The following is a 14,979-nucleotide window of genomic DNA, read 5'->3' as shown; positions in this document are numbered from 1 at the left end:
TTATGACAATATAGAAAAGCGGAGGGCACCTGGAGCTGGACAAGTTATTTCGGGTAAGTTAAAGGTCCCAAGACGAGCAAAACTTGTTCAAACTCGAGCATAACTCCCCCAAACTCGAGCAAATCGACATCAAACTCGAGCAAAACTACGCCCAACTCAAGCATATCCCCGCCTAACTCGAGCAAAACTTTTGCTTCCAAAGAAAAAACGGCTTGCAACGCATTGTTTTGCCATGCGTGCAAGCCATTTTTTTAAATTGCGTCATCCATAATTCCATTTTGAAGCTGGTACATCATATAATACAAACCTTTTTGAGCAAGGAGATGCTGATGGTTTCCACGTTCAACGATTTCACCTTGGTGTAATACAAGGATGAGCTCAGCATCTTGAATTGTACTCAATCGGTGAGCAATCGCAATCGTTGTTCTGCCTTTACGCATTTTCTCCAAGCTTGCCTGGATGGCGACTTCTGTTTCAGTATCGATATTGGCTGTCGCTTCGTCCAGGACAAGAATTTTCGGGTTCGTCGCGATTGTCCTTGCGAATGCAACAAGTTGGCGCTGCCCGCTGGAGAATGTTGAACCACGTTCCGTTACTTTTTGTGCATATTTATCTGGCAGCTTTTCGATGAATTCATTCGCTTGAACAAATTCAGCCGCGGCACGTACCTCTTCCGAAGACATCTCTTTATTATGGAGACGGATATTACTTTCGATATCCCCGTAGAACAGGAACGGATCTTGAAGGACCAGACCAATTTTCTTTCGAAGTTCCTCTTTCGGCAAATCCTTCAAAGAAACCCCATCGATCAGGATTTCCCCTTTATTGTATTCATAGAAACGCATAAGCAAGTTGATGATGGAACTCTTTCCGCTTCCCGTATGTCCGACCAACGCCACTGTTTCGCCGGCATTTGCAGTGAATGAGATGTTTTTCAATACATCATTTTTTCCATCATACGAAAACGTTACATCCTTGAATTCAATAGTTCCTTTTGGAATTTCCTTATTAACCGTTTCTTTTTGCGCAGGCTCCATATCAGGGTCATCCATCAATTTAAACACGCGTGATGCTGAAACTAACGCCTGTTGGAAGATTGATAACCTCTGCATTACTTGCTGAACCGGTTGGAACAAACGTCCGATCAACGTCGTGAATGCGTAGATGATTCCGACTTCGACTGCACTGTCGAGTGACATGAATCCAAAATAGCCAAGGACGCAAACGATTGCGAGCGCATATAGCAAGTCGATGAATGGCCCAAGCAGGACACTATCGAATTTGATATTTCGCATACCTGCCCGGTAATGGCCTTCGTTGATGTTGTCAAATTCTTTCGCCAAGCGTTCCTCTTGTCTGAACGCTTGCACCATTCCCATACCAGACAATGACTCTGCGATTTTGGCATTCAATTGACTTAAACGCTCCCGCAAATCCTGATAGAAATCGGCACTGTAACGTCGGTATACAATAATGATTGTCAGGAATAAAGGAAGCAAGAGCATGGATGCAAACGTCAATTTCACATCCAATGAAAATAATGCGATGAAAACACCAATTAAGACAAGAATCGCTTGTAGGAACGTAACAACGACACTTGTAAACATTTCCTTGATGGATTCCGTGTCGTTTGTTACACGTGATACAATGCTTCCCGCTGGTGTCCTGTCAAAGTAGCGCATACCTAAGCCGTGTACTTTTGTAAAAACGTCATCCTCATCTGCTGAATAATTTTCAAAGAGATATCTTGAAATCGCAGCAGTTGAAAATACGATACGGTTACGATGAACACTTGTAATCCGATATAGACGAGTGCAAGTGTCATTACTTCGTTTTTCGGAAAATAGAGCGGTGTTAGATTATTATCAATGAATGATTGAATGATAAGAGGTCCTACAATGCTTCCGGTTATCGTCAAAATAAGCAAGGACAATGCGATTGTAATGCTTACTTTATGCGGGATTGTATAGCGCATAAGTCGCTTGAACACCTTGAATTGGTCCTTCGCCGTCAATTTGGGCTGTTTTTCCATCTGCATTATTCTTCCCCTCCTTGCTCGACAAGCACTTCCAATTGTTGCAAGTCATACATTTCTTTATATCTTCCGTCCAATTCAAGCAATTCTTCATGTGTACCTGCCTCAACAATCGTCCCTTCATGCATGACGATAATCTTATGGGCATGCTGGATTGCACTTAGACGATGTGATGTTATGATTGTCGTCTCCCTGTCCGCATCTGTTTCAGCGATTCAAGGATAGCCTCTTCTGTTTTGGCGTCGACCGCTGAAAGCGAATCATCCAAAATAAGCAATTCCGGTTCCATGATAAGTGCGCGGGCAATTGAAATCCGTTGCTTTTGTCCTCCGGATAATGATACGCCGCGTTCCCCTACAACCGTTTCATATCCTTCAGCGAAACCTTTAATATCTTCATGGATTTGTGCAAGGCTTGCTGCTTCATAAATTTTTTCGCGATCGATTTTCGGATTTGTGAATGCGATATTTTCTGCAATCGTAGTTGAGAATAGGAAATGATCCTGCGGCACATAACCGATTGATTCCCGTAAACGTTGCTGTTTGTATTTGTTAATTGGGTTTCCGCCATAGACAATGCTTCCCTTGTACCCTTCAAATTCCCTTAGAAGCAACTTCAAAATAGCAGTTTTCCCGATCCCGTTTTCCCGACAATTCCTAACGTTTCCCCGCGTTTTAACGTGAAATGTACATCACGAAGCGCTGGAGTTTCGTCATCAGGGAACTTGAATTCCTTAATGTCGAAGTGAAGATCCCCTTCTGGTCGATGATTAATGGCTCCTGTGACATCCTGAATATCAGGATTGATTGATAACAATTCAGTAATCCGGCTATAGGAAGCATTTCCGCGTTCTACGATATTGAATAGGAATCCGAATGCAAGCATTGGCCATGTAAGCAATCCAAGGTATGTACTGAATGCAATCATGTCACCGATAGACATATCACCGGCAATGATGAATTTTGTTCCGAAATAGAAAGATAGAATATAAGATACGGCAAAAATTCCAGTAATCGTCGGATCGAAAAGTGCATCGACTTTTGCCACCCGCATGTTCCTAGCAACCACATCCGTTGATAAATCCGTGAAATCTTCAATATCTTCCTTTTGCTGTCCAAATGTTTTGATTACTTTAACGCCGGAAATGCTCTCCTGCGTCTTATCATTCAGATTGGAGAAAGCCTCTTGCGCAAAACGGAAACGTCGGCGCAGCAATCTACCATAATAGCTTGTTAGGAAAATCATAACTGGAAAAGGAACAAGTGCGATTAATGTCAGTTTCCAGTTGATGGTTAAAGCCATCGTCAAGATGACGAACCCACCCGTGGAAAGGGAGTCGACCAGCGTCAGGATCCCCATTCCCGCTGTCTGTTGCACTGCATTGATGTCGTTTGTCGCGTGGGCCATCAAATCCCCGACCCGTCTCTTTTGATAAAAAGAAGGCGACATTCTTGTAAAATGATTGAATAATTTCTCACGCATTGTCCGCGATAATAGTACCGCCGAGCCAAAAATCATGACGCGCCAATAATAGCGCGATACGTACATCAGAGTTCCCGCAACAGCCAAAATAATAAGCCACTTTGTCAGTTGAGACCCCGTCAATGTCCCGAGTGTAATGTCATCGACGATATAGCCGATGATTTTCGGAGGAAGCAATTGTAATAAGGAAACGAACATAAGCGCCGCAATTCCTAGTCCGTATTGTTTCTTCCGTTGTTTGAAAAACCAGCCAAGCTGCAGTAAGACTTTCACGATATTCCCCTACTCTTTTTCTATGTCCTTGAATAGTCTACCAAAATTCTGAACAATAGAAAAGGTACGAGACTCAAATTATTCGAAATCTGAAATACTTTTTAGGTTGACAAAGGGAATTGTGTATGTCCGACCTGCTTGAGAATTCAATTGGAACATGCCTCCTTGTATATCGATTTTGCCGATAATCCCGCTCACTATCATGATTCTTTGATCTTGCCAATAATGAACGGTAAGCTGCAAATTCCTTTCGATTGCCTCTTGGATTTGATAGTTCCATTCTTCCATTTGTTGTTCGTCGGGCTGTTGCCTTAGTTGATGTTGATCTTCCTTTTGCCAGTCTCGCAGCTGTTCGACGTGTTCCGGAAGCATCATCGCCGTCCATTTGATACGCCCTCGGTCACGGATCATTCGATCATCTCCTTAACTACTTACTTGTAATGCCCGCCAATCAGCTTCGATCGATGGACGGCTGTTCCTGCGTCTGTGTAGGATACGGCCCGTAATATGGCTGTGGGGCCGTATTTTTTACGCAGTGAGTCCATTGCCTTTCCAAGTTGGCGGTTGCGCCATTTATGTTGATCAAAAAGGCTAAGTTGCATGGCGTATTCGTCTTCTAAATTTGCCAAACTGATGGCGATGCGCCTAACGGGACGGCCATCATGGAATTCGTCTAAAAGCTTTGTGCAAAGCCTGTAAATGGCCATCGTGTCATTTGTCGCTTCGTACATCGAACGGGATCGCCCGAAGCCGCCACCAAGGGAATTTTTAGAGTAACCGATGGACAAATGGACTGTACGCCCTGCCTTCCCCGCTTCCCTCGCCCGTAATGCGACATCTTCACACATCTCAAGAATGACTGTCAGAATATCTTCCCGCTTCGTATAATCACGATAGAGGATCTGCCCTTTCCCGAAGCTGATTTGTCCTTCGATAAGAGGCGCACCAAGATCAGATAGATCGATACCGTGCGCATGGTGATACAATTGGTTTCCCATGACTCCAAATTTCTGTTCCAACCGTTCAAGAGGAGTATGTGCCAAATCCCCGACCGAGAAGATCCCCATATTATTTAATGTTTTTTCAAGTCTGCTGCCGATTCCCCACATGCGGCTCAGTGGTGCAACTGGCCAAAGCCTTGATGGAATGTCTTCATATGTCCAGCGGGCGAAGCCGGTCTTCTTGGCATCGAGGTCGAGGGCCAATTTCGACATCAGCATATTCGGTCCCATTCCACATGCCGACCTCAACTGGAACTGATCGACAAGCTCGTCTTGCATCCGTTGAACTGTCTCTTCAGGCGGCCCCCAGAGCCGCTCCGTCCCCCAAGGTCAATGAAGCTCTCATCGACAGAATAGACATGGATTGCCTCTTTCGGCACGTAGCGGTTCAAGAGCCTGGCGATTTCCATTGAAACATCGATATAAAACTGCATTTTCGGCTCAATCAGTCGGATGGACGGATCGTCAGGAATTTCATATAGCCGCATTCCCGTCTGTACGCCAAATTCCTTTTTCAAGGCGGGCGAAGCAGCGAGGACAATTCCTCCTTTCCGCTCCTTATTGCCGATGATAGCAATCGGCGTATCCATGACATCAAGCCCTTCCATCACCGCCGCACAGCTGGCATAGAAACTCCGCATATCAAGGCAAACAATTTTCCGGTCCGGTAAGTCAGTGTACATATCGATTTCCCCTCCACTTAGAACACTCGTTCTTTATAGTATACTCAGAACAAGTGTTCATATTCAATGGGCGTTATTGGAAATGAAAATAAAAAGCATCCATCCATGGGATTGGCCCTTGGACAGATGCTATTTAATTTTATTTACTCAACTTTTGATTTCCGCCAGAAGAATGTACCTCTTAAACATATGAGAAAGTCACCAATACTGGAATATCGGCAATAAATCACAATCGTTAGGACGCCAAACCATTATATCAATATATACATCCTCTTTCAGAGTATTTCGATTGTGTATAGGTTAACTGCACGGCCCTCTTATGTTAAAATGGAATTTACCGGGCACATATTAATATGGAGAGGATAAGATACAATGAGCATTCAAAGAAATGAAAACAAGCATTTTACATTTCAAGATTTCCTATCGTGGGATGAAGGTAGTCGATATGAGATTTTTGACGGTGCTCCTGTTTTACTTGCTTCGCCCACTACGAAACACCAAGGGGTCGTCTCCTTTTTAACAATCGAGTTTGGAATGCACTTGAAAGGTAGAGAATGCAAAGTCTTCCCTTCCCCGTTTACAGTTCGGTTTTCGGAAGTAGATGATTATGAAAATGCAGATAATGTATTTGAACCAGATATTTCTATTGTCTGTAATAAGAATCAGCTTGATTTGTATGGATGCAAAGGAGCTCCTAACCTAGTTGTAGAAGTCTTATCACCTTCCACGAGTAGGAATGACAGAATAAAAAAATACAATGCATATCAAAGATTCGGGGTTAGCGAGTATTGGATTGTAGATCCTTTGAATGAAACTGTAGAGGTATATGTCTTAAATACGGGAACATACAAACGCGGGAATGTGTATGGACGGGAAGATGTGATTAAATCGCAACAATTTGAAAGCTTGGAGATTATAGGTGAAGAAATGTTTTCATATGGAGAATAATATGGCACTATCTGTTCAAATTTGAACAGATAGTGCGCCTCTTTCTAATACGGAAACGAATAATGTCCGCGGTTTGATAGATTTATTCCGGTTCGAAAGTTGAGTTATTTTGATGTCGGATCCTTAACTTCCTTCGGTAACTCAAAGTTCTCTGCGTCGTTGAAATAACTATATGTGGCATTCAACTTCTGTTGGGACCTGTACGAATTGCTGTCTTTATATGTCTTGATATAAGAAGACATTGTAAAACCGGTTACGTAAAGAGTTCGGTTATTGAATGTAATGACAATATCCAATCTGTCAACCATGTCGAACCCTTCTTGACTTGAACCGATATCAGGGAAAATCTCCTTAAATTGCTTTAACTGATTACGGTCCAATGATAATTTCAAGGCATAGCCATAATCGATTGGTTGAAGAATGAAGTCATCCTCGAACTCTTTGAACTTGGATAGATCAACGATTGGGTTGACGCCCGATACTAACGTACCGAACACTTCAGCAATTGAGCCGGAAGATAGTTCATCCCATTTGTTATTTTTGTTGTCTGTTACAAACACACGGTCGTCAACTCGGTATACATCCATATTCCATGGCGCAGTGCCGCGAGGAGTGACCTTCGTCTCTGTATGAACTTTTACAGGGTCAAGGAAAGCAACCGTATTCATATCGAATTTGACACCGGCTCTTTCTGGATTCTCCAGATCACCATCGAAAACAGTTACTTCAGTTTCGTCATAGACGATATGCGACTGGACGGATTTCAAAGAAGTTTCCATCGCTTTTTGCGATTTATCCAACAAATCTCCAGCCGTCATTACATTCTGGGCCTTTCCCGTATAGCTACAAGCAGCAAGCAGAAGCAGCATAGAGCTTACCGCGAGAGCGTTAATTATTTTTTTCACATTAAACTCCCTCTCTACAAAAACCCTATTTCATTTTACTGGAAAAACTATCATTCATCAATCTATTCGAAATGATAGCTTGCAGTGGTAAATTCATCGATTGTCTGAAAATCCGGTGTATAACCAATGCCAGGCTCATCCGGAACAGTAATGAAACCATCTTCCACAACCACTTCAGGCTTAATAATATCCTTTTCCCAATAACGGGAAGAGCCCGCAGTATCTCCCGGAAAAACGAAATTCGGTAGTGTAGTCAAGGCAATATTATGGGCGCGCCCAATCCCAGCCTCAAGCATGCCCCCACACCAAACGGGAATCCCGTTCGCCATACAATAATCATGGATTCTCTTTGCCTCCGATAACCCGCCTACTCTTCCGATTTTCACATTGATGACTTTTGTACTCCCCATCTCAACCGCCTTCCGCACATCTTCCAATGAAAGAATGCTTTCGTCAAGGCAGATCGGTGTTTTAAGCTCCTTTGTAAGACAGCATGATCGAAAATATCATCATAAGCAAGCGGCTGCTCAATCATTAGGAGGTCAAATACATCTAACTGCTTCAGCAAATCGATATTGTCCAACGAATAGGCCGAATTGGCGTCTGCCATAAGTGGGACATTCGGAAACGCTTCCCTCAACCCTCGAATTACATCAATATCGGCACCCGGTTTGATTTTCACCTTAATTCGTTTATACCCTTCATCTAAATAACCTTGTACTTTTTCGATTAAACGTGCCAAGTTTTCTTGAATTCCAATGCTAATCCCGACTTCAATCCGCTCCCGATTCCCTCCTATTGCCTCGGCCAACGGGATTCCCTTACGCTTTGCATAAAGATCCCAGACAGCACCCTCAATAGCGGCCTTCGCCATATTATTTTTTGGATAGGAGAAAATAGAGCCCCTACTTCGTCCGGATGGGTAATTTCCTTCCCAAGAAGTACAGGGATGAGAAAATCACGGATCATATGTAAATTCGTCTCAACTGTTTCTTCTGTATACCACGGGGCATCGAAAGCAACTGATTCCCCCCAGCCGGTATTCCCCTTTTCATCTTTGACTTCCAACAATAAAAATTGCTTGTCCTGCATCGTTCCAAAACTCGTTGCAAAAGGCTCCTTCATTCTCATTTTCATTTTACGAACTGTGACTTTTTTAATTTGCATGCAGGTTCTCCTCCATTTCGTTCAGGTGAACTCTATCCGTGTTATTATACACTAACTACATAGTGGATATGGTAAAATTGAAGTAATGGAGGGATGAGCTTGAACGGAAATGAAAAAATGCCCGGAGAAGAACGCCGGGAACTAATTTTGGCTACATTGCAAAAAGCAGATAGACCGATGACCGGAAAAGAACTTGGAGAATTGACAAATGTCAGCCGTCAAGTAATTGTGGGAGATATCACTTTATTGAAAGCTAAAAACGAACCAATCATCGCTACGAGCCAAGGCTATCTGTATATGCATGCTCCAGTCGGTCCCGGAAAAATTGAAAAAACACTTGTCTGTCAACATGGTCCAGAGCAGACTGAAGAAGAATTGAATATTCTTGTCGACCACGGCCTAACGGTGAAAGACGTAAAAATCGAACATCCTGTTTACGGTGACTTAAGTGCATCAATCATGGTGTCAAACAGGCAGGAAGTAAAAGAATTCATCCGGCAAGTCCAAGAAGCAAATGCTGTGTATTTATCGAAACTCGCGGAAGAAGGCATTCACCTTCACACAGTTATCGCGGAAACTGAACAGCAAATCGAAAAAGCAAAAATCGCATTAAAACAATCGGGTATCCTCGTCGAATGAAGGATACCCGATTAATATTGAAAGGTTAAAAGAAGATTGATTTGCAGTCTATCAAGGCAGATATTTATGACAAACATAAATTAACTATAAATATCCCTCTTGTTATATCCTATAAAACCAACAACAATTAACAGTACCCCCACGATGGTAAGAATGGAAACGTTAATAATATCCATATCTCCAACAGGAAGTTCAGGGACATAACCAAACGGCGATAGTTTACCAAGCCATTCCGGCAATTGGAGTAACTTGCCTACATACAGAACAAAGAAGGAAAAGGTCAAGTAAAGCCACGTGAAGCCGGACCGTTTTGGAGCAAATCCGATAAATAGCATTGCAATGCCGATCATGATCAACAGCGCAGGAAAATACACGATTGCAGATTGATAGAAGACGCCAAAAGGGATCGCATCATCCATTACCGAATTTGCGGCTGTACCTAAACCGACGGAAGCAAGTGAAAGCATCGCGAACCCGCTTATCACAGAAACAGTCAAATAGCTCCCCAGTAACCGTGAACGTGATACAGCACGGCTTAACAAATGCTCCGTAAAATTCCTCTTCTCTTCACCTTTAAGCTTGAGTATGGCTAGTAACGGCGGCACCGTGCACAATATGGCGATCACCTTCATCAGCGTCGTTAAAAATTGTTCCATTAATGAAAATCCTTCTCCATGTGCAAACATTTTTTCCATCATTTCATTGTTTGTAAAAAAGGCTTCCAGATCACCGAAAACCGCCCCATACGATGCGCCAAGGATGAGCATTCCAACAGCCCAGGCAATGAGCCCAGTACGCTGAAGCCTCAATGCAAGACCAAATGGATTTTGTAAAAACTTTGAGGCATTTTTTCTTCCGGGTCTTGCCGGGATAAATCCAGCTCCCAAGTCGCGAATGACGTTCAAATAAAAGGAAATGGTAATCAAGACAAGCGCAACACCGATTATTGCTGCAATTGGCCACCAGTAATTATTCACATATGTTTCTGTTCTTAAAATCAAGCCAAGCGGCGACAACACGGATAGTATTTCATTGCTGACATCGCCAATCGCACGCATCAAATAGGAAAGGAGCAATACAGTAATCGAGAACCCTATTGTTCCCCGAGAGTTCTCCGTGAGTTGTGCAAGAAACGCAGTTATTGCCGAGAAAATGATACCTGTTGCGCCCAACGATGCTCCGTACAAAAGCGAACCTTCCAAATCCATACTTTCGATTTGTAGTGCATACAATCCAAATCCAGCGAAGAGCGCCAACACTATATTGACTCCAAACGATAAGACAATCGTCGCTTGCAACGTAGCTAACCGACCGACAGGCAAAGAGCGGATCATTTCGATGCGCCCATCCTCTTCATCTGCCCTTGTATGTCGCGTAACGATTAAAATGCTCATGATTGCGACAGCCAAGGCGGTGAATAGCAGCATTTGATGGGCCAGCATCGCGCCGTTTGTATAATTGTCCAAGCCATACCCCTGGCCAACCATTGCAATCATGGCAGGGTTCCTCATTGTTTCTCCCATCGATTGCCTTTCCTGTTCTGATGCGTATAGATTCGCAAATGCATTGGCAACAGCAAATGTAAGAAAAGAAAGAGATAGGATCCAAACAGGGATGCGAATGCGGTCTTGCCGTACCATTATCCTAACAAGTCTACCCGAATTATGGACTACCAGATTCGCCATGTTACACCCTCCTCGAAGCATTTTCCGCCCCTTCATAATGGCGCATGAACAAGTCTTCCAATGTAGGCGGTGAACTTTCCAGTTTCATAATCCCATATTGACTTATCTCCATCATGACTTTGTCCATTGCATCCGCATCTACTTGAAATGAAAGCGCGTGATCCGTCCTCTTGATATTATGGATCCCTACCAACTCATGTAAAGAATCTATTGGCAGCTTCGTCTCAACTAGGAAATTAGTTCTCGTTAAATGACGCAGTTCAGTTAATGTCCCTGTTTCAATCATTTGCCCTTGCCGAATAATCCCCACCCGATCGCACAACTTTTCAACCTCAGATAAAATATGACTGGAAAGCAATATGGTCTTCCCTTCCCTTTTGCATCCATCACACATTTTTGAAAAACCTTTTCCATCAATGGATCGAGACCCGACGTCGGTTCATCGAGAATATACAAATCTGCATCCGATGAAAAAGCTGCAATAAGCGCGACCTTCTGCCGGTTTCCTTTTGAATACGTCCTGCATTTTTTGGTAGGGTCCAAGCCGAACATGTCGATCAGTTCTTCGCGCCTGCCTCCTTGATCCACCCCGCGCAGCTTCATAAAAAGATCAATCACTTCTCCGCCCGTTAAGTTGGACCATAAGTTGACATCCCCAGGAACGTAGGCAACTCGTTTATGAATTTCAACCGCATCTTTCCATGCGTCCATCCCAAATATCTTTGCCTCGCCTTCTGTCGCCTTTAGAATACCGAGCAGGATACGAATGGTCGTTGACTTTCCGGCGCCGTTCGGTCCGATGAATCCAAACACCTCGCCCTTATTCATCTCAATGTTGACGCCATTTAAAGCTGAAAACTTTCCAAATCTTTTCGTTACATTCACCGTTTTTACTACGGACATTTTGTAGCACCCCTCTTGTCAGAATTTTAATTCCCCTTCCAGACGTGCAAAATATGAAATATCTTCATTGTTTAAGTTCATAATATATCGAAGAAACATCCTTGGCAATAGTTTATGAACTATTGTTATTGTTTTATTACATAACTTTGTCTACACTAACATTGAGGTGACCAATATGAATGGATTCCAACTTCGCAGAGAACAAAAAAAACTAGCAATTTTAGAGGCGGCTTTATCTCTATTTTTCGAGCATGGTGTTAAAAAGATTTCAATTGCAGAAATAGCAAGTAAAGCAAAGGTCTCCCAAGTAACCATCTATAATTATTTTGAAAGCAAACATAATTTAGCCCACGAGGTTTTTATTTACTATTTTAAAAAGGTATCTAATGAATTTGACGAGATATTAAATAGCGACATCGCTTTTCCTGAAAAAATCAAGGCGGTCATATTTACTAAAAATGCGGCAGCAAGGGAAATTAATGAAGATTTTTATGAATATATCATGAATGAATTTACGACGGACAAAAGCAATGCAGAACAGCTATATGAGAAGCAGGCACTCCCACGCCTAATTCAATTATTTAATGAGGGAAAAGCACAGGGGTATGTAGATCCGAATTTGTCTAATGAAGCCATCCTCTTTTATATGAAGGCGGTGAATGAATTTATAAAAAAGAGAAGATGTTTATCACCAAATACTACCCTTAACCGAGGATATTATGTATATATTATTTTACGGCATTGTCGGTAAGAAATGAGGGATACTTAAGCATGTTCATCGACAGAACAAGCAGACAGCGTATCTAAATACACTACCTGCTTGATATGGGTCAGTTTAATTTGAGAAGGTCTAAACTCACAAAACGATGATATATTTCGAGAAATGATTGATGAATTTTTCGAGCTGACTAGGTGAATACAAAAAGGATCTTTTCCGCTTTCAAGAAAAGACTCCGAAATCACATTGTCAGTAACATCTGAAAAGTGTTTATACTCGTTGTTTGGTGATTGATTCCGATCTATCAAGACGGAGCGGACACCTTCAAATAAGAGATTCTTGAAATAAACGAGTGCTTTCCGGAATAAACGAGCGGTTCCAGGGATAAACAAGCGCTTCCTTATCTGTTCCCTTCATCAATCCAAATACTTCAATCTTCTCTCATCATAGGTTTTCTCATCCTCAGTACCAAACCCATAACCGTCTGAAATAATTGACCTTACCGGGACATGCGGAGTCAAAGCTATTTTCCATTCTCCATCTTCCCGAACTAAAGCCATTAAAAAATAATTCATGCCATCAATGAAGTATTCGTTCTGGGAGTACACTTCAAAATCCACACCAACATAATACACTTTAATGTTTTTGAATTTCTCCATGTAATGATACGGTACAAACTGTTGGCCGTATTCAATAGGCAGCTCTTTCCACATAACAAGGCTGGCCTTTTCAATATTTAACAATCCAAGTCTCTGGATTTGATTTTCCCTATCGGCAATAAAGTCCAATAAATCCTTTTCAGTTTTCTTATCCCACCGGGAAATCGCTTTTTCCAACTGTTTCTTATTCAACTCATCAAAATAAGAACGGATGACTTGTTCTGGCGACCCGATTTCTTCCGCGTTAACAGGAAAAGAATAGGATGAAAAGCAAATAACTAATGCAATAACTAAAATTCTAAGTTTCATACCACACAGCTCCTATAAAAAATTAATCATAGGTTGCCCTGTTTAGTTCTTTAAATCCGTGCAATAAAGCTATACTACCCTATCAATTAACAAATCTATAAAAGACCCACTTCCCTCTTCAACTGTTCAAGGAAATCAAGCATGAACTTATGCCGCTCTTCCGCCAGCCTTTTCCCTTCCTCAGTAACCATAAGGTCTTTTAATAGTAAGAGCTTCTCATAAAAATGAGTGACGGAAGAAGTGTTTTTGGAACGGTATTCAGATTCGGACATAGTTGTTCTCGCTATTTCATCCGCATCATACAACTTTCTTCCCCTTGCACCACCAAAAGCGAAAGCCCTTGCAATCCCTATCGCACCGATTGCATCAAGGCGATCCGCATCCCTCAAAATTGCCCCTTCAATTGAAACGATTTCTTCCTCATTTCCTCCATTGAATGAAACACTCTTAATCGTTTCCAAGACACGAAATGTCGTTTCATCATCAACACCTGACGATTGTAATAATTCAAGAGCTGTAATATGATTCACCATTTTATATTTTGGGTCATCCACATCATGAAGAAGAGCCGCAAGCCTTACAATCGCCATATTAGCTTCCGGCAAAGTCTCCGCAATCGCCTTTGCATTTCTCATTACTCGCAAAATATGATCAAAATCATGACTCGCATCAAACTGCTCATAAATCTCAATCACTTGCCCCGTACATTTTTCAATAATCTGTTCCATCTAAGCACCAACTTTCTATATACTGAAAAGCTATGGTTTTCATATTATCTTGGTAAAAAGAACTTGTTATCTATTGGAATTTCCGTTGATTGAAGCGAAAGGCGGCGACTCCTGGGAAAGCCCCTGCCTTAATTTCTGCAAAAGGCTCAGAAATACGGCAAATCGAACTCTTCGTGGTTCGATTGGAAAGCGTCCGTCTGTAGCGGAAATCAACAGTTCTACATAGCTTATTTAACACTCGTTAGAAAATTCAAACCATATCATTGACGTATATTGTCGATTCATGTATAGTAAATTCAACCATGTCAATAATGGGATAGACATTGAATTGCCGAGGGAGGAATAAACATGTACCAAGGTAAAGTAAAATGGTTTAGCAACGAAAAAGGATATGGTTTTATCGAAACCGACAATGGCGAAGATGTATTTGTACACTACACTGGTATTATGTCAGATGGGTTCAAGACGTTGGATGAAGGCCAGACAGTCTCCTTCGAAATCATTGAAGGCAACCGTGGTCCCCAAGCGGCAAATGTCTTAAGTATTAGCTAAAATGAAAATTGAATTGTAAATATCCCGCCATGTAATTTATGGCGGGGTATTATTTTGTCAATTTATTCATTTCATTTCCAAGAAACTGCAGTTGTTCCCCTATCGTACATGTCCGAATACAAAATTGATGTGCAGACGTTTTCCCAATATCCTTCACTTGTTGCCTTTTCACGAAACAACCTTCACAATACGTATCAAGCACTTTATTTATTTCATTCATGATTGTTAATTTGTCCATAATAACCTCCCGTGCGGGTCATTCATTCATTTTAATGTCCATTTAATGAAATTG

Annotated in this window: 11 protein-coding genes and 5 pseudogenes; 4 read left to right on the top strand and 12 right to left on the bottom strand. The window is 42.0% G+C overall.

The window, feature by feature from the left end; genetic code table 11:
• Positions 1–44: 44 nt before the first annotated feature.
• From QNH10_RS13085 to QNH10_RS13065, 5 genes and pseudogenes are all read right to left on the bottom strand, one after another.
• Positions 45–200, bottom strand: coding sequence for a hypothetical protein (locus QNH10_RS13085; protein WP_283731882.1), 156 nt, complete (start codon positions 198–200; stop codon positions 45–47).
• Between the two features lie 51 nt (positions 201–251).
• Positions 252–2,032: pseudogene (locus QNH10_RS13080) on the bottom strand (ABC transporter ATP-binding protein).
• A gap of 5 nt (positions 2,033–2,037) precedes the next feature.
• Positions 2,038–3,790 (bottom strand): annotated as a pseudogene (locus tag QNH10_RS13075) (ABC transporter ATP-binding protein).
• A gap of 78 nt (positions 3,791–3,868) precedes the next feature.
• Positions 3,869–4,201 carry a YolD-like family protein gene (locus tag QNH10_RS13070; protein ID WP_283731881.1) on the bottom strand — a complete coding sequence of 111 codons (333 nt, stop codon included), beginning with the start codon at positions 4,199–4,201 and terminating at the stop codon, positions 3,869–3,871.
• 20 nt (positions 4,202–4,221) lie between these two features.
• Positions 4,222–5,474 (bottom strand): annotated as a pseudogene (locus QNH10_RS13065) (Y-family DNA polymerase).
• 372 nt (positions 5,475–5,846) lie between these two features.
• Here QNH10_RS13065 and QNH10_RS13060 point away from each other — a divergent pair.
• Positions 5,847–6,422, top strand: a complete 576-nt coding sequence (locus QNH10_RS13060; RefSeq protein ID WP_283731880.1) for a Uma2 family endonuclease — start codon at positions 5,847–5,849, stop codon at positions 6,420–6,422.
• Between the two features lie 104 nt (positions 6,423–6,526).
• Here the strand turns inward: QNH10_RS13060 and QNH10_RS13055 are convergent, their stop codons facing one another.
• Together QNH10_RS13055 and menC are read right to left on the bottom strand one after the other, a co-directional pair.
• Positions 6,527–7,327 carry a DUF6612 family protein gene (locus tag QNH10_RS13055; RefSeq protein ID WP_283731879.1) on the bottom strand — a complete coding sequence of 267 codons (801 nt, stop codon included), beginning with the start codon at positions 7,325–7,327 and terminating at the stop codon, positions 6,527–6,529.
• A gap of 62 nt (positions 7,328–7,389) precedes the next feature.
• Positions 7,390–8,494 (bottom strand): annotated as a pseudogene (gene menC / locus QNH10_RS13050) (o-succinylbenzoate synthase).
• Positions 8,495–8,593: 99 nt separating this feature from the next.
• Between menC and QNH10_RS13045 the strand changes: the two are divergent.
• Complete coding sequence (locus tag QNH10_RS13045) at positions 8,594–9,133, top strand: transcription repressor NadR (protein WP_283731878.1); 540 nt, start codon at positions 8,594–8,596, stop codon at positions 9,131–9,133.
• An 80-nt stretch (positions 9,134–9,213) separates the two neighbouring features.
• Here QNH10_RS13045 and QNH10_RS13040 read toward each other — a convergent pair whose 3' ends face one another.
• Together QNH10_RS13040 and QNH10_RS13035 are read right to left on the bottom strand one after the other, a co-directional pair.
• Entirely contained in the window at positions 9,214–10,818 is a 1,605-nt protein-coding gene (locus tag QNH10_RS13040; RefSeq protein ID WP_283731877.1) for an ABC transporter permease, read from the bottom strand.
• A 1-nt stretch (position 10,819) separates the two neighbouring features.
• Positions 10,820–11,721: pseudogene (locus QNH10_RS13035) on the bottom strand (ABC transporter ATP-binding protein).
• A gap of 175 nt (positions 11,722–11,896) precedes the next feature.
• Here QNH10_RS13035 and QNH10_RS13030 point away from each other — a divergent pair.
• Positions 11,897–12,472 carry a TetR/AcrR family transcriptional regulator gene (locus tag QNH10_RS13030; protein WP_347177885.1) on the top strand — a complete coding sequence of 192 codons (576 nt, stop codon included), beginning with the start codon at positions 11,897–11,899 and terminating at the stop codon, positions 12,470–12,472.
• Between the two features lie 383 nt (positions 12,473–12,855).
• Here QNH10_RS13030 and QNH10_RS13025 read toward each other — a convergent pair whose 3' ends face one another.
• Together QNH10_RS13025 and QNH10_RS13020 are read right to left on the bottom strand one after the other, a co-directional pair.
• Positions 12,856–13,407 carry a DUF4829 domain-containing protein gene (locus tag QNH10_RS13025; protein WP_283731876.1) on the bottom strand — a complete coding sequence of 184 codons (552 nt, stop codon included), beginning with the start codon at positions 13,405–13,407 and terminating at the stop codon, positions 12,856–12,858.
• 95 nt (positions 13,408–13,502) lie between these two features.
• Positions 13,503–14,135 (bottom strand): HD domain-containing protein, encoded by a 633-nt coding sequence (locus QNH10_RS13020; RefSeq protein ID WP_283731875.1) that lies wholly within the window; start codon positions 14,133–14,135, stop codon positions 13,503–13,505.
• Positions 14,136–14,483: 348 nt separating this feature from the next.
• Here QNH10_RS13020 and QNH10_RS13015 point away from each other — a divergent pair, with 348 nt between their 5' ends.
• A complete protein-coding gene (locus QNH10_RS13015) occupies positions 14,484–14,687 on the top strand; it encodes a cold-shock protein (RefSeq protein ID WP_283731874.1) in 204 nt (67 codons plus the stop codon).
• A gap of 49 nt (positions 14,688–14,736) precedes the next feature.
• Here QNH10_RS13015 and QNH10_RS13010 read toward each other — a convergent pair whose 3' ends face one another.
• Positions 14,737–14,925, bottom strand: a complete 189-nt coding sequence (locus QNH10_RS13010) for a zinc-finger domain-containing protein (RefSeq protein WP_283731873.1) — start codon at positions 14,923–14,925, stop codon at positions 14,737–14,739.
• Positions 14,926–14,979: the final 54 nt, after the last annotated feature.

The organism is Sporosarcina thermotolerans (genome assembly GCF_030067815.1).
Taxonomy (GTDB): Bacteria; Bacillota; Bacilli; order Bacillales_A; family Planococcaceae; genus Sporosarcina; species Sporosarcina thermotolerans.
This window is presented reverse-complemented; position numbering and strand designations above follow the sequence as displayed.

Coding starts and splice junctions, on each gene's coding strand:
- QNH10_RS13020 (WP_283731875.1), bottom strand. CDS start 14,135: ATGGAACAGATTATTGAAAAATGTACGGGGCAAGTGATTGAGATTTAT.
- QNH10_RS13015 (WP_283731874.1), top strand. CDS start 14,484: ATGTACCAAGGTAAAGTAAAATGGTTTAGCAACGAAAAAGGATATGGT.
- QNH10_RS13025 (WP_283731876.1), bottom strand. CDS start 13,407: ATGAAACTTAGAATTTTAGTTATTGCATTAGTTATTTGCTTTTCATCC.
- QNH10_RS13070 (WP_283731881.1), bottom strand. CDS start 4,201: ATGATCCGTGACCGAGGGCGTATCAAATGGACGGCGATGATGCTTCCG.
- QNH10_RS13030 (WP_347177885.1), top strand. CDS start 11,897: ATGAATGGATTCCAACTTCGCAGAGAACAAAAAAAACTAGCAATTTTA.
- QNH10_RS13060 (WP_283731880.1), top strand. CDS start 5,847: ATGAGCATTCAAAGAAATGAAAACAAGCATTTTACATTTCAAGATTTC.
- QNH10_RS13010 (WP_283731873.1), bottom strand. CDS start 14,925: ATGGACAAATTAACAATCATGAATGAAATAAATAAAGTGCTTGATACG.
- QNH10_RS13040 (WP_283731877.1), bottom strand. CDS start 10,818: ATGGCGAATCTGGTAGTCCATAATTCGGGTAGACTTGTTAGGATAATG.